Here is a 25,495-nt window from a genome sequence, read left to right as displayed (position 1 = left end):
TGTCCCCCCCACCTTTCCCCCACCCCCCCTCTCTTCCGTTGTGGGCTTGGGGCGGGGCCAGTCGGCCCCGCCGCTTCATTGTGTGCGCCTGTCCGGCTACGCGGCGGCCGCGGTGCGGCAGCGGCCGGCCGCCGCGCCCGCGATGCGGCCGAGTGCCTCGTCCTTGCCGCAGGGGTGGGCGCCGAGCGCCGTCTGGCGGGCGACGATCGCGCGCTCGGCGCGCATCAGGCGCCAGCCGCGGCGCAGCAGGAACGCCACCGACTTGCGGCCCTCCTTCAGGTCGCGCAACAGCCTGCGGCGGAAGGTCGTCGAGGGCCGGCCGCGCAGGCAGATCGCGTCCGCGAGCACCCCGAGCTCCTGGCAGCGGCCCACGATGTCGGCGGCGAAGATGCCTTCCGCGATGAACAGCGGGGTGCGGTCGATGCCGAGCGCGGTGGTGCCGGTGATGGAACTCGTCGCGATCGAGTAGACCGGCACGGCGGTACGTCCCGTGCGGCACAGCTCGGTGATGGCGCGGACCGCGGCTTCCGCGTCCCAGGACAGCGGGGAGTCCCAGTCGATGTCCGCACTGCCCGCCACCAGCGGCAGGGTCGGGTCGTCACCTTCTTTGTAGAAGTCGTCGAGGCGCAGCACGGGCAGGTCCGTGCGGGCGGCGAGGGACGACTTGCCGGAGCCGGAGGGCCCCGACAGCAGGACGACGCGCGTCGGAATGGCAGATGAACTCACGGGACACCAGTGTGGGCCATGCACCCGGGAGTGGTACCCCTCGGGGAGGCCGTTGGTATCGAGCATCACATCTCAACTACGCTTCGTGATCGCGTGATTACGCGTCTCCCGTACGAGAGTGAGTGGAATCCATGGGACATCACGAGGCCCACGAACCCGCCAGGGCCCTGCGCCACAGGACGCTGCTGAGGGCCGGGCTGACCGTCACCGCGGTCGGCGCGGCTCTGGCCGGAGCGGGTTCGCCGGCGCAAGCCGCGCCCGTGGCCCCGGCTTCCACGGTGGGCCAGAACCTTATGTCCCCCGACCTCCCGGCGGCCGCGCAGGGTGTCACCGGTGCGACCGGCTACGCGATCGCGCCCGCGAAGACGCTGCGGCTCGACCCGCTGGCCAACACCGGGGTCGACCCGCTGAACAACGGCGTCGGCACCCAGGTCGGCGACTTCAAGCCCGTCTCGACGGCGATGGCGACGAGCCCGCTGACGAGCGGCGGCGCACTCAACGACCTCCCCGTCGCCGGCCGGGCCGCGGGGCTGCTGCCCGGCTGAGCTGGCGCGGTCGTGCCCGCGAGTCGGCATGCCTGAGGCCCCCGCCAGTTCAACTGGCGGGGGCCTCAAGGGAGTTGGCTCAGTACGCGGAGCCCGACGCGCCCAGCGAGCCCGTCGGGTGCCAGACCGTCTTGGTCTCCAGGAACGCGGTGAGGCGGTCGGTGCCCGGGTCCGCGGTGAAGTCCACGGCCTTGGGGCGCACGACGCGCTTGAGGTTGTCCGCCGCCGCGATCTCCAGGTCGCGCGCCAGCTCGGCACCGGCGCCCGTCAGGTCGATGGCGTTGACGTCCTGGTGCGCGGCCAGCGGCACCGCGATCTCCGCCGTCTTCCCGGACAGGACGTTGACCACGCCGCCCGGCAGGTCGGAGGTGGCGAGCACCTCGCCGAGCGAGAGCGCCGGCAGGGGCGCCTTCTCGGAGGCGATCACGATCACGGTGTTGCCCGTCGCGATGACGGGTGCGATGACCGAGACCAGGCCCAGGAAGGACGAGTCCTGCGGGGCCAGGACCGTCACGACACCGGTCGGCTCGGGGGTGGAGAGGTTGAAGAACGGGCCCGCGACCGGGTTCGCCCCGCCCACGACCTGGCCGATCTTGTCGGTCCAGCCCGCGTACCAGACCCAGCGGTCGATGGCCGCGTCCACGACCGCGGCGGCCTTCGACTTGGACAGGCCTTCGGCCTCGGCGACCTCGCGCACGAACTGGTCCTTGCGGCCCTCCAGCATCTCGGCGACGCGGTAGAGGATCTGGCCCCGGTTGTACGCGGTCGCGCCCGCCCAGCCGCCGAACGCCTTGCGGGCCGCGACGACCGCGTCCCGCGCGTCCTTGCGGGAGGAGAGGGGCGCGTTGGCCAGCCACTTGCCCTTGCTGTCGACCACTTCGTACACCCGGCCGCTCTCGGAACGCGGGAACTTCCCGCCCACGTACAGCTTGTAGGTCTTGAAGACACTCAGTCGTGCCGGGGAATCAGACATCGAGGTAGCCCTCCAGACCGTGCCGGCCGCCCTCGCGGCCGAAGCCCGACTCCTTGTAGCCGCCGAACGGCGAGGTCGGGTCGAACTTGTTGAACGTGTTGGCCCAGACGACGCCGGCGCGGAGCTTGTTCGCGACCGCCAGGATGCGCGAGCCCTTCTCCGTCCAGATGCCGGCGGAGAGGCCGTACTGGCTGTTGTTGGCCTTGGCGACGGCCTCGTCCGGGGTGCGGAAGCTCAGCACCGACAGGACCGGGCCGAAGATCTCGTCGCGGGCGATGGTGTGCGCCTGGGTGACGTTCGTGAACAGCGTCGGCGCGAACCAGTAGCCCGCCGAGGGCAGTTCGCACGGCGCGGTCCAGCGCTCGGCGCCCTCCGACTCACCGGTCTCGGTGAGCGCGGTGATACGGGCCAGCTGCTCGGCCGAGTTGATGGCGCCGATGTCGGTGTTCTTGTCCAGCGGGTCGCCCAGGCGCAGCGTGGACAGGCGGCGCTTGAGGGAGTCGAGCAGCTCGTCCTGGATCGACTCCTGGACGAGCAGGCGCGAGCCCGCGCAGCAGACCTGGCCCTGGTTGAAGAAGATGCCGGTGACGATGCCCTCGACGGCCTGGTCGATGGGGGCGTCGTCGAAGACGATGTTGGCGCCCTTGCCGCCGAGCTCCAGGGTGACCTTCTTCGACGTACCGGCGACCGAGCGGGCGATCGCCTTGCCGACGGCGGTCGAGCCGGTGAAGGCGACCTTGTTCACGTCCGGGTGCTCGACCAGGGCCGCGCCCGCGTCGCCGTACCCGGTGAGGATGTTGACGACGCCCTTGGGCAGGCCGGCCTGGCGGCAGATGTCCGCGAAGAACAGGGCGGAGAGGGGGGTCGTCTCGGCGGGCTTGAGGACGACCGTGTTGCCGGTCGCCAGCGCCGGGGCGATCTTCCACGCCAGCATCAGGAGCGGGAAGTTCCACGGGATGACCTGGCCCGCGACACCCAGCGGGCGCGGGTTGGCGCCGCTGTGCCCGTCTGTCGTCCTCCGGCCGAACCCGGCGTGGTCGAGCTTGTCGGCCCAGCCCGCGTAGTAGAAGAAGTGCGCCGCTACGAGGGGGAGGTCGGCGTCCCTCGTCTCCTTGATGGGCTTTCCGTTGTCCAGGGTCTCCAGGACGGCCAGCTCGCGGCTGCGCTCCTGGATGATCCGGGCGATGCGGAACAGGTACTTGGCGCGCTCGGAGCCGGGCAGCGCCGACCACTTCACGAACGCCCTGCGCGCGGCCTGCACGGCGCGGTCCACGTCCTCGGTGCCCGCCCGGGCGACCTCGGACAGGACCTCCTCGGTGGACGGCGAGACGGTCTTGAAGACCTTGCCGTCGGCGGCCTCGGTGAACTCGCCGTCGATGAACAGGCCGTAGGAGGGGGCGATGTCGACGACGGAACGGGATTCCGGCGCCGGGGCGTACTCAAATGCGTTTGCCATGGGTGATCAGTCCACCGTCACGTAGTCGGGGCCGGAGTAGCGGCCGGTCGCCAGCTTCTGACGCTGCATCAGCAGGTCGTTGAGCAGCGAGGAGGCGCCGAAGCGGAACCAGTGGTTGTCCAGCCAGTCCTCGCCCACGGTCTCGTTGACCAGGACCAGGAACTTGATGGCTTCCTTGGTGTTGCGGATGCCGCCGGCCGGCTTCACGCCGATCTGGATCCCGGTCTGGGCGCGGAAGTCGCGTACGGCTTCGAGCAGCACCAGGGTGTTGGGCGGCGTGGCGTTCACGGCCACCTTGCCCGTCGACGTCTTGATGAAGTCGGCGCCGGCCATCATGCCGAGCCAGCTGGCGCGGCGGATGTTGTCGTACGTCGACAGTTCGCCGGTCTCGAAGATGACCTTGAGGCGGGCCTTGTCGCCGCACTCGGCGCGGACGGCCGCGATCTCCTCGTACACCTTGAGGTAGTGGCCGGCCAGGAACGCGCCCCGGTCGATCACCATGTCGATCTCGTCGGCGCCGGCCGCGACCGCGTCCCGTACGTCCGCGAGCTTGACCGGCAGCGCCGCGCGGCCCGCCGGGAAGGCGGTGGCGACGGACGCGACCTTGACGTCCGAGCCCTTCAGCACCTCCTTGGCGGTCGCCACCATGTCCGGGTAGACGCAGACGGCGGCGGTGCGCGGGGTGGTGCGGTCGGTCGGATCGGGGTGGACGGCCTTGGCGGCGAGCGCCCGGACCTTGCCCGGGGTGTCCGCGCCTTCCAGCGTCGTCAGGTCGATCATCGAAATGGCCAGGTCGATGGCGTACGCCTTGGCCGAGGTCTTGATCGAACGGGTGCCGAGGGACGCGGCGCGCGCTTCCAGGCCCACCGGGTCGATGCCGGGGAGCCCGTGGAGGAAGCGGCGCAGCGCGCCGTCGGACGCGGTCGCGTCGGCGAAGGCAGTGGGGGTACCTCCCTGTTCGAGCGAAGCCGAGAGCTCGGGGGAGGGTGCATTGGTGGGCATGGTCACCAGATGAGCATATCTACGCGCGTAGCTGCCTGTACAGCCCTCGCGGTGAAGGTGGCCGGGGGTGAGCTCTGTCACGCACTCAGGACGCGGAGCCGACTGCTCGTTCAGGCCCGCTCCTCGTCCTGTACGCGGATCTGGTGGCCTGAGCTGAACCGGCCGGGAGGCCGTGAGGCAGAATCGGGCCATGACGAGCCCCACGCCGCCCGCCGAGCCGGCCTACGCCGACCGGACCTACCGCTCATCCGCCGGTATCGCCGGCGGCGCGCTGCTGCTTGCGATCGGCATCTGGCTCGGCGTCGACGCCGTGGTCCAGGGCCACGGCAACGCCCCCTGGCTGGCGCTCGCCGTGCTGCTGTGCGCGGTGCCGCTCATCGTCGCCTTCAGCTTCCGCCCCGCGGTGTTCGCCTCCGCCGACCGGCTCCTGGTGCGCAATCCGTTCCGCACGATCACGCTGCCCTGGGGGTCCGTGGCGGACGTACGGGCCGGGTACTCCAGCGAGGTGTTCGACCAGTCGGGCGGCAAGTACCAGCTGTGGGCGATCCCCGTCTCGCTGCGCCAGCGCAAGCGGGCCGCCCGCCGTCAGGTGCGGGACGCGACGGTCGACGGGCAGGTCGGCGTCTCGGTGACCGCCGACGTCACCGACGCCAAGGCGCGCATGGCGCCCGCCGACCAGTCCATCCGGGACCTGCGCGAACTCGCCGAGCAGGGCGGCGCGCGGGAGAGCGCTCAGGGTGCGGTGACTGTCCGCTGGGCGTACGAGGTCATCGCGCCCGCGGTCGCCGGGGCCGTCCTGTTCGTGGTCCTGCTCGCCATCGGCTGACCCCGCTCACGGCGGGCCCGGAGGCTTGAGGCCCGTCACGGGGGGCCCGGCCACACCAGGAGCATGTACGCGCCGAGCCACGCCGAAGACAAGGTGGCGGCGCCCAGCACCAGGACGATCACCGTGCGGCGGGCCCGCTCCAGCGCGAGCGCGACCGGCAGCAGCAGCGGGAACCCGGGGACCAGGAAGCGGGCCCGCGGGAAGTAGACGCCGCCGCTGCCGAGGACGACCAGGAGCAGCACCCCGGTGAAGGCCAGCAGGACCAGCGGCTGGCGGTCGGCGAGCGAGAGCAGATACAGCGCGCCGGACAGGATCAGGACCAGCGTGACCAGGACCAGGAACAGCGGCGGCCGGTTCGCGTACACGAGGATGGAGCGGATGTCGCGCAGGGTGCCGATGCCGCCGTCCCACTCGTTCTCCCAGAGCTTCTGCACCGCGAAGTAGCCGTCCCAGCGGCCGAGCCGCAGCCCCACCCACGCCACGTAGCCGCACCAGCCGACCGGCGCGAGCAGAGCGCCGAGCAGCAGGCGCCGGTCGAGTCTCCGGGTGCGTACGAGGGCCACGAGGGCGGCCAGCGAGACCGCGGCCGCGATCGCGATGCCGGTGGGGCGGGTCAGGCCCGCGAGGGCCGCGAGCGAGCCCGCCCAGACCCAGCGCCGGGTCAGCACGCAGTACAGCGCCCACGCCGTGAGCGCGGTGAACAGGGACTCGGTGTAACCCATCCACTGGACCACCCCCACCGGCAGCGCCGCCCACAGCACCGTGAGCAGGGTGCCCGCGCGGCGGCCGTGCAGGCGGTCGCCCACCGCGAACACCCCGCACGCGGCGACCAGCGAGAACCCGGTCGCGAGCAGCAGCCCGACGCTGGCCCGCGAACCCGGCGTGGCGGCCGCGACCGCCTTCACCAGGCACGGGTACAGCGGGAAGAAGGCCAGGTTGTTCAGCTGCTCGGTGTGCAGCGAGTGGACGTAGCCGTGGTCCGCGATACCGAGGTACCAGTTGGAGTCCCAGGAGGTGGCGAGCGTCGGCCAGATCCCGTGGTGGCGCACATGCGCCCACTTCGCGAGGACGAGCATCCCGAAGAGGCGGACCGCGAGATAGCCGAGCAGCGCGGGCCCGGCGTGTCCGAGGGCGGTGCGCGCCCGCTCCCCGGCCGGGGGCCGGGCGGCCGTGCCGTGCGGGACCGGGCGCCGACGGGCGGCGGGGACGGGACGGCGACGGACCGTGGTCCTCGCTGGGGGCGGCGCGCTCGGAGTCACTGCGACAGCTCCTTGGCTCGGGCACGGCGAGAGGTACGGGCCACCCTTTCTCGCAAGTCCCGCCCGCGTGCCGCACCGCTGCGTCAACTGCCGTACGAAATCACCCGAAAGCGGGAGTGGGGCGGTGGTCGATTGACCATCGCCCCACTCCGTCGCGTGCCGTCCGTCAGATGCCGGCGGCCGCCGCGAGGTCCTTCTTGATGCCGGCGAGCAGCTCGGCACCCTTGGCGCGGGCCGCGTCAAGCTCGTCGGCGGAGCCGACCGGGACCACGACCTCCAGGTAGCACTTGAGCTTCGGCTCGGTACCGCTCGGGCGCACGATCACCCGGGCGCCCTCCAGGTAGTAGCGCAGGCCGTCGGTGGGGGGCAGGGCTTCGGTGCCCTCGGTGAGGTCCTCGGCCTTCGTCACCGCCAGGCCCGCGAGCGCGGTCGGCGGCTGCTCGCGCAGGCGCGCCATCGCGTCCGAGATCACGGTGAGGTCCTCCACACGCACCGACAGCTGGTCGGTGGCGTGCAGGCCGTGCGCCAGGGCCAGTTCGTCGAGCAGGTCCAGGACCGTGCGGCCCTGCTCCTTCAGGACGGAGGCGAGCTCGGCGACCAGCAGGGCGGCCGTGATGCCGTCCTTGTCGCGCACGCCCTCGGGGTCGACGCAGTAGCCGAGCGCCTCCTCGTAGCCGTAGCGCAGACCGTCCACGCGGGCGATCCACTTGAACCCGGTGAGCGTCTCCTCGTACCCGAGCCCCGCGGCCTCGGCGATGCGGCCGAGCAGCGAGGACGACACGATCGACTCGGCGAACACACCGGAGACGCCCTTGGAGACCAGATGGGCGGCGAGCAGCGCGCCGACCTCGTCGCCGCGCAGCATCCGCCACTCGCCGTCCCGGTCCTTGACCGCGGCCGCGCAGCGGTCGGCGTCCGGGTCGTTGGCGATCACGATGTCGGGGTTCGCGCGGCGGGCCGTGGCGAACGCGAGGTCCATCGCGCCCGGCTCCTCCGGGTTGGGGAAGGCGACGGTGGGGAACGCCGGGTCGGGCTCGGCCTGTTCGGCCACGAGCACCGGCTCGGGGAACCCGGCCCGCGCGAACGCGGCGAGCAGCACGTCCTTGCCGACGCCGTGCATCGCCGTGTAGACGACGTTCGCGGTGCGCGGCGACCCGGGGGTCAGCACCGCGTCCGTACGCGCCAGATAGGCGTCCAGGACCTCGTCCCCGAGCACCTCCCAGCCGCTCTCGGGGCGGGGCACGTCGTTCAGGCTGCGTACCGCGTCGATCTCGGCGGCGATCTCCGCGTCCGCGGGCGGCACGATCTGCGAGCCGTCGCCGAGGTACACCTTGTAGCCGTTGTCCCGCGGCGGGTTGTGACTGGCCGTCACCTCGACGCCGGCCACGGCGCCCAAGTGCCTTATGGCGTAGGCGAGTACCGGCGTCGGCAGCGGCCGGGGCAGGACGGTCGCCCTCAGCCCCGCACCGACCATGACGGCCGCCGTGTCCCGCGCGAAGTCCGCGGACTTGTAGCGGGCGTCGTAGCCGATGACGACGAGCCCTTCGCCCTGGCCCTTCGCCTTCAGGTACGCGGCGAGCCCGGCGGCGGCCCGGATGACGACCGAGCGGTTCATCCGCATCGGCCCGGCGCCCAGCTCGCCGCGCAGCCCGGCCGTGCCGAACTGCAGCGTGCCGCTGAACCTCGCGGCCAATTCCTCGACGTCAGCGCTGTCGATGAGCTTGGCGAGCTCATCGCGCGTCTCGCTGTCGGGGTCCTCGGCCAGCCAGGCCTGGGCCCGCGCGATCAGGTCCTGCGTCACGATGTCAGCCTTTCGCGAAAAGGGGATCAGATGCGGTCGAGTACCCGGGTGAGCAGCTCGCCCATGCGCGCCGCCGAGTCGCGGCCCGCCTGGAGCACCTCTTCGTGGTTGAGCGGCTCACCGGTCAGGCCGGCGGCGAGGTTGGTGACGAGCGAGATCCCGAGGACCTCGGCGCCGGCCTCGCGGGCGGCGATGGCTTCGAGGACGGTCGACATGCCGACGAGGTCGCCGCCGAGCACGCGCACCATGTTGATCTCGGCCGGGGTCTCGTAGTGCGGGCCGGGGAACTGGACGTAGACGCCCTCTTCCAGGGTCTCGTCGACCTCCTTGCACAGTGCGCGAAGGCGCGGCGAGTACAGGTCGGTGAGGTCCACGAAGTTGGCGCCGATGATCGGCGAGGTGGCCGTCAGGTTGAGGTGGTCGCTGATGAGGACCGGCTGGCCGGGGCGCATGCCCTCGCGCAGGCCGCCGCAGCCGTTGGTCAGCACGACGGTCTTGCAGCCGGCGGCGACGGCGGTGCGCACGCCGTGCGAGACGGCGGCGACGCCGCGGCCCTCGTAGAAGTGCGTGCGGCCGAGGAAGACCAGCGCGCGCTTGTCACCGATCTTGTACGAGCGGATCTTGCCGCCGTGTCCCTCGACGGCCGGCGGCGGGAAGCCCGGCAGCTCGGTCACGGGGAACTCGGCCTCGGGGGCGCCGAGGGCGTCGACGGCCGGCGCCCAGCCGGAGCCCATCACCAGGGCGACGTCGTGGGTCTCGGCGCCGGTGAGCTCGCGCAGACGCGCGGCGGCGGCGTCGGCGGCGGCGTGGGGGTCCTGGAGCAGGTCCGGGGTGGCAGATGCGTTCACTGAGTCTCTCGCCTCGCGAAGGAACGTCGTCCCGCCCGGTGACTGTCCGGCCGGGTCCGGGGGTTTTCCCCCGGTAAAGAAGAATTACGCGCACGAGCGTAACCGCTGAAGTCCTACGCGCGTAGATGTGCAGGATAACGGACCTGCCCGATCCCTTTGTGGCTTCGCACGAAAGCGGCGCCCGGCGGCCGCGCCGACACAGGGCGAAGCCCGGCCCTGACCTTGCTTTCTCAAGGGGAGCCGGGCTTCGGGCCGGCCTCAGCAGGGCCGCTTGCGGAGTTCCATCACATAGTCGTGCGGCGCGCCCGCGGACTCGGCCGCGTCGGCCAGCTCGCCCAGGTACCGCGCCGAGGGCAGACCGCCCTCGTACCCGTTCAGGACGTACAGCCAGGCCGCCTCCTCGCCGTCCAGCGTGTGCACCCGCACCCGCATCCGGCGGTAGATGTCGAGCCCGACCCCCTCCCACCGGTCCATCGACTCCTCGTCGAGCGGCGCGATGTCGTACAGGGCGACGAAGACCTGCGAGCGGGGTGCCTCGACGATCGTCGCGAGGGCGCCCTCCCAGCCCATCTGCTCCCCGCCGAACGTCAGGCGCCAGCCGTTGAGCCAGCCGGTGCCGCGCAGCGGGGAGTGCGGGGCGCGGCGGGTCATCAGCCGCGGATCCAGGTTGCCGGCGTACGCGGCGTAGAGCGACATGGTGACGAGGGTACGACAGTGGCCCGCGGGGGCACTTCGCGCGGCCCGCCCGCGTCCGGGCCCCGTCGGATCCCGCCACGGCGGCCGAATGGCGCCCCCGGGGCGAGGACACTTGAAGCGTGCGGGACAATGAGGTACGTACTGCGTTCCCCCGGGGCCCCGCCCCGGACCCCCGGCCGGGCGGGCAGGCAGGCCGGGATCGACACTACGAGGCGGACTTTTTCGTGACGCGGATCGTGATCATCGGTGGCGGACCGGGCGGATACGAGGCGGCCCTGGTGGGCGCCCAGCTCGGTGCGGAGGTGACCGTCGTGGACTGCGACGGTCTGGGCGGGGCGTCGGTCCTTACCGACTGCGTGCCGTCGAAGACCCTGATCGCGACGGCCGAGGTGATGACCACCTTCGACTCTTCGTACGAGGAGTTGGGCATCCTCGTCGCCGACGACACGCCGCCCGAGGAGCAGTCCGCCCGGGTGGTGGGCGTGGACCTCGGCAAGGTCAACCGACGCGTCAAGCGCCTCGCGCTCGCCCAGTCCCACGACATCACCGCCTCGGTGACGCGCGCGGGCGCCCGCGTCCTGCGCGGCCGGGGCCGGCTCGCCGGGCCGCAGGGCATCGACGGCACGCGTGACGTCATCGTCACGGCCGCCGACGGCACCGAGGAGATGCTCACCGCCGAGGCCGTCCTGATCGCCACCGGCGGCAGCCCGCGCGAGCTGCCCGACGCGCAGCCCGACGGCGAGCGGATCCTCAACTGGACGCAGGTCTACGACCTGGACGAGCTCCCCGAGGAGCTCATCGTGGTCGGATCCGGTGTCACCGGCGCCGAGTTCGCCGGCGCGTACCAGGCACTGGGCTCCAAGGTCACCCTCGTCTCGTCGCGCGACCGGGTGCTGCCCGGCGAGGACCCGGACGCGGCCGCCGTCCTGGAGGACGTGTTCCGCCGCCGCGGCATGAACGTCATGGCCCGCTCGCGCGCCGAGTCCGCCAAGCGCGTCGGCGACCGCGTCGAGGTCACCCTCTCCGACGGCCGTGTCATCAGCGGCTCCCACTGCCTGATGGCCGTCGGCGCGATCCCGAACACCGCGAACATGGGCCTGGAGGAGTCGGGCGTACGCCTGAAGGAGTCCGGCCACATCTGGACCGACAAGGTCTCGCGCACCTCCGCCCCCGGTGTGTACGCGGCCGGCGACGTGACCGGCATCTTCGCGCTGGCCTCGGTCGCCGCGATGCAGGGCAGGATCGCGATGTACCACTTCCTGGGCGACGCGGTGGCCCCGCTGAACCTGAAGACGGTCTCCTCCAACGTCTTCACCGACCCGGAGATCGCCACCGTCGGCTACACCCAGGCCGATGTGGACGCGGGCAAGATCGAGGCCCGGGTCGTGAAGCTGCCGCTCCTGCGCAACCCGCGCGCCAAGATGCAGGGCATCCGGGACGGCTTCGTCAAGATCTTCTGCCGGCCGGGCACCGGCATCATCGTGGGCGGCTGTGTCGTGGCTCCGCGCGCGAGTGAACTGATCCATCCGATCTCGATCGCGGTCGACAACAATCTGACGGTGGAACAGATCGCGAACGCGTTCACTGTGTACCCGTCGCTGTCGGGCTCGATCGCCGAAGTGGCCCGGCAGTTGCACACCCGGAAGAAGGCCGGAGAGGCGTAACTCCCCTGGTGGGACAGGGGGTTGCCGGGTGGTGGCCGGGGCCGTGGAGGCGCCCGGCGGGCATATACCACTTGGTGACCCCCTTTGGGTGCACCTTCTGTTATTCGGCGCAAACTGCTGAGAATATTCGGCCGCCCAGGTTACTGTCAGTTTCGTGTTCGCTGCAGAACGTCGCCAATTGATCCTCGAAATGGTGCGCGCCAACGGGGCGGTATCGCTCCGTGAGCTCGCCCGTGTCGTCCAGACCTCCGAAGTGACCGTACGGCGGGACGTGCGGGCGCTGGAGGCAGAAGGACTCCTCGACCGCCGGCACGGCGGTGCGGTGCTGCCGGGCGGGTTCACCCGCGAATCCGGCTTCCCGCAGAAATCCCATCTAGCGACCGCGGAGAAGACGGCCATCGCCGACCTCGCCGCCAGTCTCGTCGAAGAGGGCGAGGCCATTGTGGTCGGCGCGGGGACGACCACGCAGGAGCTGGCCCGCCGGCTCGCGCGGGTCCCCGGTCTGACCGTCGTCACCAACTCCCTTTTGGTGGCACAGGCGTTGGCGCACGCCAACCGGGTCGAAGTCGTCATGACCGGGGGCACCCTGCGCGGCTCCAACTACGCCCTGGTGGGCAGTGGCGCCGAGCAGTCGCTCCAGGGCCTACGGGTATCGCGCGCCTTCCTGTCGGGAAGCGGCCTCACGGCCGAACGCGGCCTGTCCACCTCGAACATGCTCTCCGCGAGCGTGGACCGCGCGCTGGTGCAGGCGGCGGCCGAGGTCGTGGTCCTCGCCGACCACACCAAACTCGGCACCGACACCATGTTCCAGACGGTGCCGACCGACGTGATCACCCGCCTGGTCACCGACGAGCCGCCGGGCCACGACGACCGCGCCGTCACCGAGTTGCAGGCCCTCGCCGACCAGGGGGTGCAGATCGCCGTGGCCGGCCCTTCGGGCGCGGCCGGCGACAACACCCCGGGCCGCCCCCCGCGCCGTGACATGCCCCTCCCCGGCCAGCGCCGCAGCCACGGCCCGGGCGCGGGCCCGCAGTTGCGCAGCGCGGCGTCGATGGGGGAGCCGCAGGGGCCGGGCGAGCGGGCGCGGGTCGCGGATCTGCGGCGGCGTTAGGCCTGCCCGACGGATCTGGGGCGCGACACAGGCTCTCAGCCCTTGAGACCCCGGTAGGTCAGGCTCAGCAGCCGATCGGCCAACTCCGGGTCGTCCGGGGACTGTTCGGCCGCCAGCGCGATGGCGTTGGTCAGCTGCATGAGGTCGGCGATGGTGACGTCGGCTCGTACGGATCCGGCTTCCCGGGCCCGTATGAGCAGGGCGTCGCCCGCCTCACGCATCGGCTCGCTGCACCTGGCCAGGGCCGAACTCGCGTCACCCGAGGCCGACATGAGGGCGCGGGCCAGGCCCCGGTACACCCCGGCGTGCGTGATGATGGCGCGCAGCCACTCGATGAGCGCGGTGCAGGGCTGCTCGGAGTGCAGCAACTCCCTTGAACGGTCGAGGAGTACGTCCACCTCGCGCTGGAACACCGCGCTGAGCAGGGCGTGCCGGGTGGGGAAGTGGCGGTACAGCGTCCCGATGCCCACACCTGCCCTGCGGGCCACGTCCTCCAGGGAGGTGTCCGTGCCGTGCTCCGCGAAGGCCGTGCGGGCGACGGCGAGCAGTCGGTCGTGATTGCGCCGCGCGTCCGCCCGCAGCGGCCGGGTCCCTGCCCCCGTTTTCCCATCCATGGGCCCAGCATGCCACCCGGGCCCTCCGGGGGTGGCGGGAGTCGAGGGCCCGGCCGGGTGCGCCGGGGCTCCGCCCCAGCCCCGGAACAGGCAAGAGCCCCGGCCGAAACGGCGGCCGGGGCTCTCTCAGCTCGCTGCGCGCCAAGCGCCTCGGATCAGTCCTTGATCTCGCAGATCATGGCGCCGGAGGAGACGGAGGCGCCGACCTCCGCGGAGAGGCCCTTGATCGTGCCGGAGCGGTGCGCGTTGAGCGGCTGTTCCATCTTCATGGCCTCCAGGACCACGACGAGGTCGCCCTCCTTGACCTCCTGGCCCTCCTCGACCGCGACCTTGACGATCGTGCCCTGCATGGGGGAGGCGAGGGTGTCGCCGGAGGCGGCGGAGCCCGCCTTCTTCGCCGCACGGCGCTTGGGCTTGGCGCCACCCGCGGCCGCGGTGCGGGCCAGGGTCATGCCCAGCGACGAGGGCAGCGAGACCTCCAGGCGCTTGCCGCCGACCTCGACGACGACCGTCTCGCGGCCCGGCTCCTCCTCCGCCTCCGTATCGGCCGGAGCCGTGAACGCGGGGATGGTGTTGACGAACTCGGTCTCGATCCACCGGGTGTGGATCTGGAACGGGTCGGCCGTGAACGCCGGGTCGGTGACGACCGCGCGGTGGAAGGGGATCGCGGTGGCCATGCCCTCGACGTTGAACTCGGCCAGGGCGCGCGCGGCCCGCTGCAGGGCCTGCTCACGCGTCGCACCGGTCACGATCAGCTTGGCGAGGAGCGAGTCCCAGGCCGGGCCGATCACGCTGCCGGACTCCACGCCCGCATCCAGGCGCACCCCCGGACCCGTCGGCGGGGCGAACACCGTCACGGTGCCCGGCGCGGGCAGGAAACCGCGGCCCGGGTCCTCGCCGTTGATACGGAACTCGAAGGAGTGCCCGCGCACCGCCGGGTCGCCATAGCCCAGTTCCTCACCGTCGGCGATGCGGAACATCTCGCGGACCAGGTCGATGCCGGTGACCTCCTCGGTGACCGGGTGCTCGACCTGGAGACGGGTGTTGACCTCCAGGAAGGAGATCGTGCCGTCGGTACCGACCAGGAACTCGACCGTGCCCGCGCCGACGTAGCCGGCCTCCTTCAGGATCGCCTTCGAGGCGGCGTACAGCTCCGCGTTCTGCGCTTCGGTGAGGAACGGCGCGGGGGCCTCCTCGACCAGCTTCTGGTGGCGGCGCTGCAGCGAGCAGTCACGCGTGGAGACCACCACGACATTGCCGTGGGAGTCGGCCAGGCACTGCGTCTCCACATGGCGGGGCTTGTCGAGGTAGCGCTCCACGAAGCACTCGCCCCGGCCGAACGCGGCGACGGCCTCGCGCACCGCGGAGTCGTACAGCTCGGGGACCTCTTCCAGCGTGCGGGCGACCTTCAGGCCGCGGCCGCCGCCGCCGAAGGCGGCCTTGATCGCGATGGGCAGGCCGTGCTGCCGGGCGAACTCGACGACCTCGTCGGCCCCGGAGACCGGGTCGGGGGTGCCGGCCACCAGCGGGGCGCCGGCGCGCTGGGCGATGTGACGGGCCGCCACCTTGTCACCCAGGTCGCGGATGGCCTGCGGGGGCGGCCCGATCCAGGTCAGCCCCGCATCCAGGACCGCCTGGGCGAACTCGGCGTTCTCGGAAAGGAATCCGTAGCCCGGGTGGATGGCATCCGCTCCCGAGTCGGCCGCGGCCGCGAGCACCTTGGCGATGTCCAGATAGCTGGCCGCCGGGGTGTCACCGCCCAGGGCGAACGCCTCGTCCGCTGCCCGGACATGCAGCGCATCCCGGTCCGGATCGGCGTAGACGGCTACGCTCGCGATCCCGGCATCCCGGCAGGCCCGGGCAACACGGACAGCGATTTCGCCACGATTGGCGATGAGCACCTTGCGCACGATGGCTCCCTCCTTGAAACAAGCTGAGTTTAGGGAAGCCGCACACTGGCTTACGACCCATCCCCAATGGTGAGCTTGCCCACACGGAGTGTGATTCGAGGCACGCTCAAGTCGCGAAATCCCTTGTCGCACCACGGTACGCCCGGCTCCCGTACCGCACAGTAGCGGCCTGGTGTGGCCAAGGTCTCTGTCTCGGGGGCCAGCACGTCGCCGGGATTCTTTGTGGAGTCCCTACGAATGGCCGAATGATTCTTTGCGACCCGGGCCCTGCGTGGGCGATCCGGCTCAGCCGGGCCGGCCACCGTTCTTGTCCGGACCCTTGTACGAAGCATTACCGGTTAGTAGCGTGCGCAACCTAGTCCGTACTAGGGGTAACAGGGGGTGTCGCGCGTGCTGCGCCGACCGATCGCCATCGTGGCCGCGCTCATTCTCTTCGCCGAGGCCTGCGCCGTCGTGCTCATCAACTGGGTGCTCGGCGAGCTCGCCGACAGCCAGCACATGTCCATGGCCGGGATCGATCCGCACGCGATATCCACCGGGGCGTGGGTCGCGGGCGCGCTGTTCGGGATCTTCCTCGCGGTCTGCGGCATCGTCCTGTTGCTCATGGGCATCCGCGACCGCGCGCCCGGCCGCGTCGCCCGCATCACGCTGATCGCCTGCGCGGTGGTGCACGGGGTGCTCGGCGCACTCACCGTCGGCCTGGTCGGCTGGCCCGCCTTCGGTTACCTGATGGTCGTGCTCGCGCTGCTCGTCCACGTACTCCTGGCGTACGTGAAGGAACGGCCCGAGCCCGAGCCCGAGGACGGCGGGGCGGCCGGCGGCGCGCCGGCCGCGGCCTGACCGTCCGGCGCTACACCCAGAGGTCGGTGATCGAGATCCCGAGCTCGGCGAGCAGCTTGCGCAGCAGCGGCAGCGAGAGTCCGATGACGTTTCCGTGGTCGCCCTCGATGGACTCGACGAAGGGCGCCGAGCGGCCGTCGAGCGTGAACGCCCCTGCGACGTAAAGGGGTTCACCGCTCGCCACGTATGCCGCGATCTCCGCGTCGGTGGGTTCGCCGAACCGTACGACCGTCGACGCGGTCGCCGAGGCGCGCCCGCCGGTCGCCGTGTCGATCACGCAGTGGCCGGTCTGGAGGATCCCGGAGCGGCCGCGCATCGACTTCCAGCGGGCCGTCGCGTCCTCGGCGTCGACGGGCTTGCCGAGCGCCTGGCCGTCGAGTTCGAGCACCGAATCGCAGCCGATGACCAGCGCGTCGGCGGCCTCCGGCCGGCCGGCCACCGCGTCCGCCTTCGCCTCGGCGAGCACGAGGGCGAGCTCGGCGGGGCCGGCCGCGGTCAGCGCGTCCTCGTCGACGCCGCTGACGATCACCTCGGGCGCTAGCCCGGCCTGGCGGAGCAGCCCGAGCCGGGCGGGCGATTGAGAGGCGAGGATGAGGCGGCGCTGAGCAGTCATGGGCGCCATCGTAAGGCGCCCCGGGCAGGCCCCGGCCCTCAGTGCAGGCTGACCACGAGCATCGCGATCACCATGGCCAGGGCGAGGAACAGGCCCGCCCGGCGCATCATCGCCTGGGCGTCGCGCAGTTCCTTGGGCGGCTCGTTCTCCGGGTCTGACCACAGCATGTAATCGATAGTGGGACCAGGGCCGTTGGCGCGCCTGAGTACGGGTACTCAGGCTGCCCGGTGTCAATTGACTAAGAGCCTGTGTCTGAACCCCTTCCGGATCAGACCGCGGCGTCTGGTGCGTGCGATCGCAAGGCGGCCGGACCCCTTCGTTCGAAGGGGCCGGCCGTTGGTGGCTACGACGGCCAGTACGTCCTGGCCCACGTGCGGGCGCCCGGCCTCGGCAGGGTGCGGCGGGCGATGCGCGCCGGGTCGGACCAGCCCTCGGGCGGCTGCGGCGCACCGGACGAGGCCGAAGCCGTCGCCGCGGCGCGCGCCTGGACCACCGCGAGTGCGGCGGCCAGCTCCTCCGGGGTCGGATTGCCCCGTACGACCTTGATCACAGCGGCTCCTTACGGGGTGGCTAGAGGGGGATGTTGCCGTGCTTCTTCGGAGGGAGGGATTCCCGCTTCGTACGCAGCTGACGCAGGCCCCGCACGATGTGGGCGCGGGTCTCCGACGGCATGATCACCGCGTCGACGTAGCCGCGCTCGGCCGCGATGTACGGGTTGAGCAGCGTGTCCTCGTAGTCCGCGATCAGCTCGGCGCGGGTCGACTCTGCCTCGTCGGGGTCCGTGACGGCGGCGATCGTGCGGCGGTGCAGGATGTTGACCGCGCCCTGCGCGCCCATGACGGCGATCTGCGCGGTCGGCCAGGCCAGATTGAGGTCGGCGCCCAGGTGCTTGGAGCCCATGACGTCGTACGCGCCGCCGAACGCCTTGCGGGTGATGACGGTGATCAGCGGGACCGTCGCCTCGGCGTAGGCGTAGATCAGCTTGGCGCCGCGGCGGATGATGCCGCCGTATTCCTGGTCGACCCCGGGGAGGAAGCCGGGGACGTCGACGAAGGTCAGGACCGGGACGTTGAACGCGTCGCAGGTGCGGACGAAGCGCGCGGCCTTCTCGGACGCGTTAATGTCGAGGCAGCCCGCGAACTGCATCGGCTGGTTGGCGACGATGCCGACGGGGAAGCCCTCGACGCGGCCGAAGCCGGTGATGATGTTCGGCGCGAACAGGGCCTGGGTCTCCAGGAACTCGCCGTCGTCCAGGACGTGCTCGATCGCCGTGTGCATGTCGTACGGCTGGTTCGCGGAGTCCGGGATGAGGGCGTCGAGCTCGCGGTCCTCGTCCGTGGCCTCCAGGTCGGCCTCCTCGGGGAAGGCCGGGGGCTCGCTCAGGTTGTTCGACGGCAGGTACGACAGGAGGGACTTGACGTACTCGATGGCGTCCTTCTCGTCGCCCGCCATGTGGTGCGCCACGCCCGACGTGGTGTTGTGGGTGCGGGCGCCGCCCAGCTCCTCGAAGCCGACGTCCTCGCCGGTGACGGTCTTGATGACGTCGGGCCCGGTGATGAACATGTGCGAGGTCTGGTCGACCATCACCGTGAAGTCGGTGATCGCGGGGGAGTACACCGCGCCGCCCGCGCACGGGCCGACGATCAGGGAGATCTGCGGGACGACGCCCGAGGCGTGCACGTTGCGGCGGAAGATCTCGGCGAACAGGCCGAGCGCGACCACGCCCTCCTGGATGCGGGCGCCGCCGCCGTCGTTGATGCCGATGACCGGGCAGCCGGTCTTCAGCGCGAAGTCCATGACCTTGACGATCTTCTCGCCGTAGACCTCGCCCAGCGAGCCGCCGAAGATGGTGAAGTCCTGCGAGTACACGCACACGGGGCGGCCGTCGACGGTCCCGTACCCGGTGACGACGCCGTCCCCGTACGGGCGGTTCTTCTCGATCCCGAAGTTGGTCGAGCGGTGCCGGGCGAACTCGTCCAGCTCCACGAACGAGCCCTCGTCCAGGAGCAGTTCGACCCGCTCACGGGCCGTCAACTTGCCCTTGGCGTGCTGCTTTTCGATCGCGCGCGCGGAGCCGGCGTGGGTCGCCTCGTCGATGCGGCGCTGCAGATCCGCCAGCTTTCCGGCGGTGGTGTGGATGTCGACGGTGGCGTCGCTCTGGGCGTTTTCCGGCTCGGACATCGGGATGCGGCTCCCTGCCTGGTCACGGGGGTGGCTGGCTACTGACTCGTAGGGTAGTGGCGCGGATACGGTTCGGCAGTGCGGCGTTTGCCACACCCGGGGCGCCTTGCAATTGCGGCCTAACCTGGCTGCATGACACCCCCGGACGCTTCCGACAGCCGCTGGTCCGACCTCGACCGGCCGCCCCTGAACGCCACCGCGCTGCGCCGCGCCCTGCTGCGGCCGGACGCGCTGTGGACCTCCCTCGACGTGGTCACCGCGACCGGCTCCACCAACTCCGACCTCGCGGCGAAGGCGGACGGGCTCGGCGAGGGCGCGGTCCTGGTCGCCGAGGAGCAGACCGCGGGCCGCGGCCGCCTGGACCGGCGCTGGTCGGCGCCGGCCCGCTCCGGGCTCTTCTTCTCCGTACTCCTGAAGCCGGGCGCGTCGGTGCCCGTCGAACGGTGGGGGTGGCTGCCGCTGCTCACCGGGGTCGCGGTGGCGACGGGACTCGCGCGGGCGGCGGGCGTCGACACGGCCCTGAAGTGGCCCAACGACCTCCTCGTCACGATCCCCAAGGACTCCGACGAGCCCCGTCCGGGGGAGGCCCCAACCGGCGAGGAGCGCAAGGCGGGCGGGATCCTCGCGGAGCGGGCCGGCGCGGACGGCGTCGTCGTCGGCATCGGCCTCAACGTGACCCTGCGCGCCGACGAACTCCCCGTCCCCGGCGCGGGCTCCCTCGCCCTCGCCGGCGCCGTCTCCACGGACCGCGACACCCTGCTGCGCGCGGTCCTTCGCTCCCTTGAGCAGTGGTACGGGTCGTGGCGCGCGGCATCGGGCGACCCGGCGGCGTCCGGCCTCCAGGAGGCGTACGCGGCGGCCTGCGCGACGCTGGGCCGCACGGTGCGGGCGGAGCTGCCCGGCGGCCAGTCGGTCGAGGGCGAGGCGGTCGCGGTGGACGGGGACGGGCGCCTGGTCCTCGCCACCTCGGAGGGCGTCCAGCGCCCGGTGGCGGCGGGGGACATCGTGCACCTGCGCCCGGCGGCGCCCTAGGTCAAGGGGCCGGGTGCTCCCGGGACGTGAGCTACGGCACACCTGCCGTATCGTTGAGCCCGATCCAGCGACAGATCGGCAGGGCAGTGCGCAGGCAACGGGCAGGAGGCGGCCGGTGACCGTCGACGAGACACGGTCCGGTGCGGGTGCCGGTACCGGTACCGGCGGCAGCCCCGGCGGCGCCTCCGGCACCCCTTCGGACCCCCCGGCCTCCGCGTATCCGACGCCGCACCACGCCGTCGACCACACCGCCGAACCGACCGACGACCCGCTCGCCATCCGCCTGGAACAGCTGATCCTCGGCGCCGACCGGCGCTACACCCCCTTCCAGGCGGCCCGTACCGCGGGCGTCTCCATGGAGCTGGCGTCCCGGTTCTGGCGGGCCATGGGGTTCGCCGACATCGGGCAGGCCAAGGCGCTCACCGAGGCCGACGTGCTGGCCCTGCGGCGGCTCGCCGGACTCGTCGAGGCGGGGCTGCTCAGCGAGCCCATGGCGGTGCAGGTCGCGCGCTCCACGGGGCAGACCACCGCCCGGCTGGCCGAATGGCAGATCGATTCTTTTCTGGAGGGGCTCACCGAACCCCCCGAGCCCGGCATGACCCGTACGGAAGTCACGTACCCGCTGGTCGAGCTGCTGCTGCCCGAGCTTGAGGAGTTCCTCGTCTACGTGTGGCGGCGCCAGCTCGCCGCCGCGACCGGGCGCGTCGTGCAGGCCGCGGACGACGAGGAGATGGTGGACCGCCGCCTCGCGGTGGGCTTCGCCGACCTCGTCGGATTCACCCGGCTCACCCGGCGCCTGGAGGAGGAGGAGCTCGGCGAGCTCGTCGAGGCCTTCGAGACGACCGCCGCCGACCTGGTCGCGGCCCACGGCGGGCGGCTCATCAAGACGCTGGGCGACGAGGTCCTCTTCGCCGCCGACGACGCGGGCACGGCCGCCGAGATCTCGCTGCGGCTCATCGAGACCATGGCCGGCGACGAGACGATGCCGGCTCTGCGCGTGGGCATCGCGTTCGGCACCGTCACGACCCGCATGGGAGACGTGTTCGGTACGACGGTGAACCTCGCGAGCCGGCTCACCTCGATAGCCCCCAAGGACGCCGTCCTGGTCGACGGGGCGTTCGCCGAGGAGCTGGCCCGTACCGGAGACGCGCCCGTCTCGGAGGCGCAGGCCGCCCAGGACGCGCTGGCCGCCGAGAAGGAGGGCGAGGAGTCGGCCCCCGCCGCCAAGTACCGCTTCGCGCTCCAGCCCATGTGGCAGCGCCCGGTGCGCGGCCTCGGCGTGGTGGAGCCCTGGCTGCTGCACCGTCGAGAGGCTCAGGGCCTGTCCTAGAAGCCCCGCCGGGCACCGCCTAGGATCACCCCGACGTAACGTTCGTTAACGCGGAGGGGTCGGCATGGCTGAGCAGCGGTTCGGGGAGTTCGTCGTGGTGCGGCGCGAGGGGTACGTCGCCGAGCTGGTGCTCGACCGGCCCAAGGCCATGAACGCCGTCTCCTCGGAGATGGCCCGCTCGATCGCCGCCGCGTGCGACGCGCTCGCCGCCGACCCCGACGCCCGGGTCACCGTGGTGAGCTCCACGAACGAGCGGGCGTTCTGCGTCGGCGCGGACCTGAAGGAGCGCAACTCCTTCACGGACGCCGAGCTCGTACGCCAGCGGCCCACCGCCCGCGCCGCGTACACCGGCGTGCTCGAACTGCCCATGCCCACCGTCGCCGCCGTGCACGGCTTCGCGCTCGGCGGCGGCTTCGAGCTGGCGCTCGCCTGCGACGTGATCGTGGCCGACGCGACCGCCGTGGTGGGCCTGCCCGAGGTGTCGGTCGGCGTCATCCCCGGCGGCGGCGGTACGCAGCTCCTGCCGCGCAGGGTCGGCGCGGCCCGCGCCGCCGAGCTGGTCTTCACCGCGCGCCGCGTCGAGGCCGTGGAGGCAAGGGAGTTGGGGCTCGTCGACGTACTGGCCGACGACGCCCGTACGGAAGCGCTCGCGCTCGCTGGGCGCATGGCGGCCAACTCGCCCGTCGGGCTGCGGGCGGCGAAGCGGGCGATGCGGCTCGGCCAGGGCCTCGACCTGCGGGCCGGCCTGGAGGTCGAGGACGCGGCGTGGCGGTCGGTGGCGTTCTCGGGGGACCGCGCGGAAGGCGTGGCCGCGTTCAACGAGAAGCGGAAGCCGGTGTGGCCCGGGGAGTGATCCCGGATGGCGGGTGCGCGACGGCGTCGACGGCATCCCGGGGGGCAAAACCTACTGAACCTCCCCAAGGTGCAGGAACCTCCCTAAGCTGGAGGAATGGGTGGAGAGGATGCCCGGCTGCGGGCCGTGGTTTCGCTGGCGCAGGCCATGGCCGCGGCACACACGCCGCGCGAGTCCTGGCGCGCCGCGGCGCTCGGTGCGCGCGACGCGCTCGGCGGGAACTTCGCCGCGCTCTCGGTGTGGGAGCGCGAGCTGGGGCACCTTCGGGTCCTGGTGAACGAGGGCGAACGGGCCCACGGCGAGCAGGAGTTCCCCGAGGACGAGACGTACCCGGTGCACCAGTTCCCCGAGATCACCCAGTTCCTGCACGAGCGGTGGGCCGGCGGCGGAGAGCCCAACGCCTGGGTCGAGACGGCCGCCGCGCCGCCCGAAGGCGAAGCGGGGTACTGCCACGAGCGGGTCACCGCGCTGCGCCGACGCGGCCGGGGCTGCTGCGTGGTCGCCCCGATCGTGCTGCACGGACGGGCCTGGGGCGAGCTGTACGTGGCCCGGCCCGTCGGGGCGCCCGTCTTCGACGCGGCCGACGCGGACTTCGCCACGGTGCTCGCCTCCGTCGCGGCGGCCGGTCTCGCCCAGACCGAGCGCCTCGAAGAGGTACGCCGCCTCGCCTTCACCGACCCGCTCACCGGGCTCGCCAACCGCCGCGCGGTCGACATGCGGCTCGACGAGGCGATCGAGCGGCACCGCGCCGACGGGTCCGTCGTCAGCCTCGTCGTGTGCGACCTGAACGGGCTCAAGCGGGTCAACGACACGCTGGGCCACGCCGTGGGTGACCGGCTCCTGGAACGCTTCGGGTCGGTCCTTTCGCTGTGCGGGGCGAGGCTGTCGGGCGCGCTGGCCGCGCGGCTCGGCGGGGATGAGTTCTGCCTGCTTTCCGTGGGGCCCTCCGCCGATGAGGTCCTGGCTGTGAGTGATGAACTCTGCCTGCGGGCAGGGGAGTTGGAGCTCGGGGAGGGGGTCGCGTGCGGGATGGCCTCGACAGGGGACCCCATCGGCCCGGTGCGCTCGGCCCGTCGGCTGTTCCGCCTCGCCGACGCCGCCCAGTACCGGGCGAAGGCCGCGCGTTCGGCGAAGCCGGTGGTGGCGGGGCGGGACGGGGCGGTGCTGCGCCTCGCCGACGCGCCGCCTGTCGCTCCGCATGACCGGCGGAGGTTCCGTGGCCGGAGCTGAGCGCTTCCGCGTGCGGTTGGTCGGGTGCGGGCTGTGGGTGGCTGGGCGCTCCCCCAAGTTCTCGGCTTCTCCCCCAAGTTCTCGGCTTGGCTCGAACAGGGGGGACCCCCATGAACAGGGGGACCCCCATCGCGGCGGAGCCGCACATGTCACAGCCCCGCGCCCTGGCAGGGTTGGTGCCGGCCCGCACCGGAGTGCTTCAGCCCGTCATGGGGGTCCCCCCTGGCCCTTATGGCCTTGGGGGAGTTCGAGGACGAGCGCCGTTCAGGCGCGAACGGGGTCCGGGGCGGAGCCCCAGGGGTCCAGGGCTAGTGACATGACGGGATTCAATCCGTAGGGTGCTGAATATGGATATGCACACTGTCGTGGTGGGGACCTCCGGGACCACCCCCGAGGACGTCATCGCCGTGGCCCGCGGCAACGCGAAGGTCGAGCTCTCCGCCGGGGCGATCGACGCGCTGGCCAAGGCGCGCGAGATCGTCGACGCGCTGGCCGCCAAGCCGGAGCCGGTGTACGGCGTCTCCACCGGCTTCGGTGCCCTCGCCTCCCGGCACATCAGCCCCGAGCTCCGCGCCCAGCTGCAGCGCAACATCGTGCGTTCGCACGCCGCCGGCATGGGTCCGCGGGTGGAGCGCGAGGTCGTCCGTGCGCTCATGTTCCTGCGCCTGAAGACCGTCGCCTCCGGGCACACCGGCGTGCGCCCCTCCGTCGCGCAGACCATGGCCGACGTGCTCAACGCGGGCATCACCCCGGTCGTCCACGAGTACGGCTCGCTCGGCTGCTCCGGCGACCTCGCGCCGCTCTCGCACTGCGCCCTGACCCTCATGGGCGAGGGCGACGCCGAGGGCCCCGACGGCGTCGTGAAGCCCGCCGGCGAGCTGCTCGCCGCGGCCGGCATCGAGCCCGTCGAGCTGCGCGAGAAGGAGGGCCTCGCCCTCCTCAACGGCACCGACGGCATGCTCGGCATGCTCTGCATGGCCATCGCCGACCTCAAGAAGCTCTACACCTCCGCCGACATCACCGCGGCCCTCTCCCTCGAAGCGCTGCTCGGCACCGACAAGGTGCTCGCCCCCGAACTGCACGCCATCCGCCCGCACCCCGGCCAGGGTGCGTCGGCCGCCAACATGCTGGCCGTGCTGAAGGGTTCGGGCCTGACCGGCCACTTCCAGGAGGAAGAGGCGCCGCGTGTGCAGGACGCGTACTCGGTGCGCTGTGCCCCGCAGGTCAACGGCGCGGGCCGCGACACCATCGCGTACGCCCTGACCGTCGCCGAACGCGAGCTGGCCTCCGCCGTCGACAACCCGGTGGTGCTGGCCGACGGCCGCGTCGAGTCCAACGGCAACTTCCACGGCGCCCCGGTCGCCTACGTCCTGGACTTCCTCGCCATCGCCGCCGCCGACCTCGGCTCCATCGCCGAGCGCCGCACCGACCGCCTCCTCGACAAGAACCGCAGCCACGGTCTGCCGCCGTTCCTCGCGGACGACGCGGGTGTCGACTCCGGACTCATGATCGCCCAGTACACGCAGGCCGCCCTGGTCAGCGAGATGAAGCGGCTCGCGGTGCCCGCCTCCGCCGACTCCATCCCGTCCTCCGCCATGCAGGAGGACCACGTCTCCATGGGCTGGTCGGCCGCCCGCAAGCTGCGCACGGCCGTCGACAACCTGACCCGCATCATCGCCGTCGAGATGTACGCGGCGACCCGCGGCATCGAGCTGCGCAAGGGCCTCACCCCGGCGCCCGCCTCGCAGGCCGCCATCGCCGCGGCCCGCGCGGCCGGCGTCCAGGGCCCCGGCCCGGACCGCTTCCTCGCCCCCGACCTGGCCGCCGCGGACGCCTTCGTACGCGAAGGAAAGCTGGTCGCCGCCGTGGAGCCGGTGACGGGTCCGCTCGCCTGACCCACCCGCTCATACGGAAGGGCCGCCCGGGATCCAGTATCCCGGGCGGCCCTTTCCGTATGGCCGACTTCCGTACGCGCTGCGGCAGTT

General features: G+C 72.1%; 24 protein-coding genes. 10 read left to right on the top strand and 14 right to left on the bottom strand.

Features of this window, described 5'->3' with window-relative positions:
- Positions 1 to 96 precede the first annotated feature (96 nt).
- Complete coding sequence (locus ACWC2B_RS32005; RefSeq protein WP_450722773.1) at positions 97 to 792, bottom strand: uridine kinase; 696 nt, start codon at positions 790 to 792, stop codon at positions 97 to 99.
- Between the two features lie 65 nt (positions 793 to 857).
- Between ACWC2B_RS32005 and ACWC2B_RS32000 the strand changes: the two genes are divergently transcribed.
- A complete protein-coding gene (locus ACWC2B_RS32000) occupies positions 858 to 1,271 on the top strand; it encodes a hypothetical protein (RefSeq protein ID WP_450722771.1) in 414 nt (137 codons plus the stop codon).
- A gap of 79 nt (positions 1,272 to 1,350) precedes the next feature.
- On the opposite strand, the gene ACWC2B_RS31995 is transcribed toward ACWC2B_RS32000, so the two are convergent.
- From ACWC2B_RS31995 to deoC, 3 genes are read right to left on the bottom strand one after another with little or no spacing between them, the layout of a single operon-like run.
- Positions 1,351 to 2,244 (bottom strand): aldehyde dehydrogenase family protein, encoded by an 894-nt coding sequence (locus ACWC2B_RS31995; protein ID WP_450722769.1) that lies wholly within the window; start codon positions 2,242 to 2,244, stop codon positions 1,351 to 1,353.
- A complete protein-coding gene (locus ACWC2B_RS31990; protein WP_450722767.1) occupies positions 2,237 to 3,700 on the bottom strand; it encodes an aldehyde dehydrogenase family protein in 1,464 nt (487 codons plus the stop codon). The genes ACWC2B_RS31995 and ACWC2B_RS31990 overlap by 8 nt, the downstream gene beginning before the upstream one ends.
- A 6-nt stretch (positions 3,701 to 3,706) precedes the next feature.
- Positions 3,707 to 4,702, bottom strand: a complete 996-nt coding sequence (gene deoC, locus ACWC2B_RS31985; protein ID WP_450722778.1) for a deoxyribose-phosphate aldolase — start codon at positions 4,700 to 4,702, stop codon at positions 3,707 to 3,709.
- 190 nt (positions 4,703 to 4,892) lie between these two features.
- Here deoC and ACWC2B_RS31980 point away from each other — a divergent pair, with 190 nt between their 5' ends.
- Positions 4,893 to 5,528: a PH domain-containing protein gene (locus ACWC2B_RS31980; RefSeq protein ID WP_450722765.1), complete on the top strand. Its 636-nt coding sequence runs from the start codon at positions 4,893 to 4,895 to the stop codon at positions 5,526 to 5,528.
- 35 nt (positions 5,529 to 5,563) lie between these two features.
- On the opposite strand, the gene ACWC2B_RS31975 is transcribed toward ACWC2B_RS31980, so the two are convergent.
- From ACWC2B_RS31975 to ACWC2B_RS31960, 4 genes are all read right to left on the bottom strand, one after another.
- A complete protein-coding gene (locus ACWC2B_RS31975; protein ID WP_450722763.1) occupies positions 5,564 to 6,787 on the bottom strand; it encodes a hypothetical protein in 1,224 nt (407 codons plus the stop codon).
- Positions 6,788 to 6,953: 166 nt separating this feature from the next.
- Complete coding sequence (locus ACWC2B_RS31970) at positions 6,954 to 8,588, bottom strand: phospho-sugar mutase (RefSeq protein ID WP_450722761.1); 1,635 nt, start codon at positions 8,586 to 8,588, stop codon at positions 6,954 to 6,956.
- Between the two features lie 26 nt (positions 8,589 to 8,614).
- On the bottom strand, positions 8,615 to 9,436 hold the full coding sequence (locus tag ACWC2B_RS31965) for a purine-nucleoside phosphorylase (protein ID WP_053728284.1): 822 nt from the start codon (positions 9,434 to 9,436) through the stop codon (positions 8,615 to 8,617).
- A 258-nt stretch (positions 9,437 to 9,694) separates the two neighbouring features.
- A complete protein-coding gene (locus ACWC2B_RS31960) occupies positions 9,695 to 10,132 on the bottom strand; it encodes a gamma-glutamylcyclotransferase (protein ID WP_100575073.1) in 438 nt (145 codons plus the stop codon).
- A gap of 224 nt (positions 10,133 to 10,356) precedes the next feature.
- Between ACWC2B_RS31960 and ACWC2B_RS31955 the strand changes: the two genes are divergently transcribed.
- Together ACWC2B_RS31955 and ACWC2B_RS31950 are read left to right on the top strand one after the other, a co-directional pair.
- Positions 10,357 to 11,796, top strand: a complete 1,440-nt coding sequence (locus ACWC2B_RS31955) for an NAD(P)H-quinone dehydrogenase (RefSeq protein WP_450722759.1) — start codon at positions 10,357 to 10,359, stop codon at positions 11,794 to 11,796.
- Positions 11,797 to 11,950: 154 nt separating this feature from the next.
- Entirely contained in the window at positions 11,951 to 12,907 is a 957-nt protein-coding gene (locus tag ACWC2B_RS31950; protein ID WP_450722757.1) for a DeoR/GlpR family DNA-binding transcription regulator, read from the top strand.
- Between the two features lie 35 nt (positions 12,908 to 12,942).
- Here ACWC2B_RS31950 and ACWC2B_RS31945 read toward each other — a convergent pair whose 3' ends face one another.
- Both ACWC2B_RS31945 and ACWC2B_RS31940 read right to left on the bottom strand, forming a co-directional pair.
- Entirely contained in the window at positions 12,943 to 13,521 is a 579-nt protein-coding gene (locus tag ACWC2B_RS31945) for a TetR/AcrR family transcriptional regulator (protein WP_450722755.1), read from the bottom strand.
- Positions 13,522 to 13,676: 155 nt separating this feature from the next.
- The gene (locus ACWC2B_RS31940) at positions 13,677 to 15,431 is read right to left on the bottom strand and encodes an acetyl/propionyl/methylcrotonyl-CoA carboxylase subunit alpha (RefSeq protein WP_450722753.1); all 1,755 of its coding nucleotides are present in this window, start codon (positions 15,429 to 15,431) and stop codon (positions 13,677 to 13,679) included.
- Between the two features lie 390 nt (positions 15,432 to 15,821).
- On the opposite strand from ACWC2B_RS31940, the gene ACWC2B_RS31935 reads away from it, so the two are divergent.
- Complete coding sequence (locus ACWC2B_RS31935; protein ID WP_450722751.1) at positions 15,822 to 16,271, top strand: hypothetical protein; 450 nt, start codon at positions 15,822 to 15,824, stop codon at positions 16,269 to 16,271.
- A gap of 10 nt (positions 16,272 to 16,281) precedes the next feature.
- On the opposite strand, the gene ACWC2B_RS31930 is transcribed toward ACWC2B_RS31935, so the two are convergent.
- The 4 genes from ACWC2B_RS31930 to ACWC2B_RS31915 form a co-directional block, all read right to left on the bottom strand.
- On the bottom strand, positions 16,282 to 16,893 hold the full coding sequence (locus ACWC2B_RS31930; RefSeq protein WP_450722749.1) for a Maf family protein: 612 nt from the start codon (positions 16,891 to 16,893) through the stop codon (positions 16,282 to 16,284).
- A gap of 29 nt (positions 16,894 to 16,922) precedes the next feature.
- The gene (mmpB, locus tag ACWC2B_RS31925; protein ID WP_267887038.1) at positions 16,923 to 17,051 is read right to left on the bottom strand and encodes a morphogenic membrane protein MmpB; all 129 of its coding nucleotides are present in this window, start codon (positions 17,049 to 17,051) and stop codon (positions 16,923 to 16,925) included.
- Between the two features lie 176 nt (positions 17,052 to 17,227).
- Entirely contained in the window at positions 17,228 to 17,434 is a 207-nt protein-coding gene (locus ACWC2B_RS31920; RefSeq protein ID WP_450722747.1) for an acyl-CoA carboxylase epsilon subunit, read from the bottom strand.
- A gap of 20 nt (positions 17,435 to 17,454) precedes the next feature.
- On the bottom strand, positions 17,455 to 19,065 hold the full coding sequence (locus ACWC2B_RS31915) for an acyl-CoA carboxylase subunit beta (protein ID WP_450722745.1): 1,611 nt from the start codon (positions 19,063 to 19,065) through the stop codon (positions 17,455 to 17,457).
- Positions 19,066 to 19,197: 132 nt separating this feature from the next.
- On the opposite strand from ACWC2B_RS31915, the gene ACWC2B_RS31910 reads away from it, so the two are divergent.
- The 5 genes from ACWC2B_RS31910 to hutH all read left to right on the top strand — a co-directional run bounded on the left by ACWC2B_RS31910 (position 19,198) and on the right by hutH (position 25,405).
- Positions 19,198 to 20,097: a biotin--[acetyl-CoA-carboxylase] ligase gene (locus ACWC2B_RS31910; RefSeq protein WP_450722743.1), complete on the top strand. Its 900-nt coding sequence runs from the start codon at positions 19,198 to 19,200 to the stop codon at positions 20,095 to 20,097.
- Between the two features lie 115 nt (positions 20,098 to 20,212).
- Positions 20,213 to 21,427: an adenylate/guanylate cyclase domain-containing protein gene (locus tag ACWC2B_RS31905; protein ID WP_450722741.1), complete on the top strand. Its 1,215-nt coding sequence runs from the start codon at positions 20,213 to 20,215 to the stop codon at positions 21,425 to 21,427.
- Between the two features lie 64 nt (positions 21,428 to 21,491).
- A complete protein-coding gene (locus ACWC2B_RS31900; protein ID WP_450722739.1) occupies positions 21,492 to 22,280 on the top strand; it encodes an enoyl-CoA hydratase/isomerase family protein in 789 nt (262 codons plus the stop codon).
- A 96-nt stretch (positions 22,281 to 22,376) separates the two neighbouring features.
- Positions 22,377 to 23,510, top strand: coding sequence for a diguanylate cyclase domain-containing protein (locus tag ACWC2B_RS31895; protein ID WP_450722737.1), 1,134 nt, complete (start codon positions 22,377 to 22,379; stop codon positions 23,508 to 23,510).
- A 353-nt stretch (positions 23,511 to 23,863) separates the two neighbouring features.
- A complete protein-coding gene (gene hutH / locus ACWC2B_RS31890; RefSeq protein ID WP_450722776.1) occupies positions 23,864 to 25,405 on the top strand; it encodes a histidine ammonia-lyase in 1,542 nt (513 codons plus the stop codon).
- Positions 25,406 to 25,495 lie beyond the last annotated feature (90 nt).

The sequence above is a fragment of the Streptomyces sp. NPDC001415 genome (assembly GCF_053597395.1).
Note: the sequence above shows the minus strand (reverse complement) of the source record. Positions and strands in the feature narration are given on the sequence as shown.

Bases quoted from the DNA above. Each gene is read 5' to 3' on its own strand.
- ACWC2B_RS31960 (WP_100575073.1), bottom strand. From the start codon at position 10,132: ATGTCGCTCTACGCCGCGTACGCCGGCAACCTGGATCCGCGGCTGATG.
- ACWC2B_RS31895 (WP_450722737.1), top strand. From the start codon at position 22,377: ATGGGTGGAGAGGATGCCCGGCTGCGGGCCGTGGTTTCGCTGGCGCAG.
- ACWC2B_RS31910 (WP_450722743.1), top strand. From the start codon at position 19,198: ATGACACCCCCGGACGCTTCCGACAGCCGCTGGTCCGACCTCGACCGG.
- ACWC2B_RS31945 (WP_450722755.1), bottom strand. From the start codon at position 13,521: ATGGATGGGAAAACGGGGGCAGGGACCCGGCCGCTGCGGGCGGACGCG.
- ACWC2B_RS31930 (WP_450722749.1), bottom strand. From the start codon at position 16,893: ATGGCGCCCATGACTGCTCAGCGCCGCCTCATCCTCGCCTCTCAATCG.
- ACWC2B_RS31995 (WP_450722769.1), bottom strand. From the start codon at position 2,244: ATGTCTGATTCCCCGGCACGACTGAGTGTCTTCAAGACCTACAAGCTG.
- ACWC2B_RS32005 (WP_450722773.1), bottom strand. From the start codon at position 792: ATGCTCGATACCAACGGCCTCCCCGAGGGGTACCACTCCCGGGTGCAT.
- ACWC2B_RS32000 (WP_450722771.1), top strand. From the start codon at position 858: ATGGGACATCACGAGGCCCACGAACCCGCCAGGGCCCTGCGCCACAGG.
- ACWC2B_RS31915 (WP_450722745.1), bottom strand. From the start codon at position 19,065: ATGTCCGAGCCGGAAAACGCCCAGAGCGACGCCACCGTCGACATCCAC.
- hutH (WP_450722776.1), top strand. From the start codon at position 23,864: ATGCACACTGTCGTGGTGGGGACCTCCGGGACCACCCCCGAGGACGTC.
- deoC (WP_450722778.1), bottom strand. From the start codon at position 4,702: ATGCCCACCAATGCACCCTCCCCCGAGCTCTCGGCTTCGCTCGAACAG.
- mmpB (WP_267887038.1), bottom strand. From the start codon at position 17,051: ATGCTGTGGTCAGACCCGGAGAACGAGCCGCCCAAGGAACTGCGCGAC.
- ACWC2B_RS31980 (WP_450722765.1), top strand. From the start codon at position 4,893: ATGACGAGCCCCACGCCGCCCGCCGAGCCGGCCTACGCCGACCGGACC.
- ACWC2B_RS31990 (WP_450722767.1), bottom strand. From the start codon at position 3,700: ATGGCAAACGCATTTGAGTACGCCCCGGCGCCGGAATCCCGTTCCGTC.
- ACWC2B_RS31900 (WP_450722739.1), top strand. From the start codon at position 21,492: ATGGCTGAGCAGCGGTTCGGGGAGTTCGTCGTGGTGCGGCGCGAGGGG.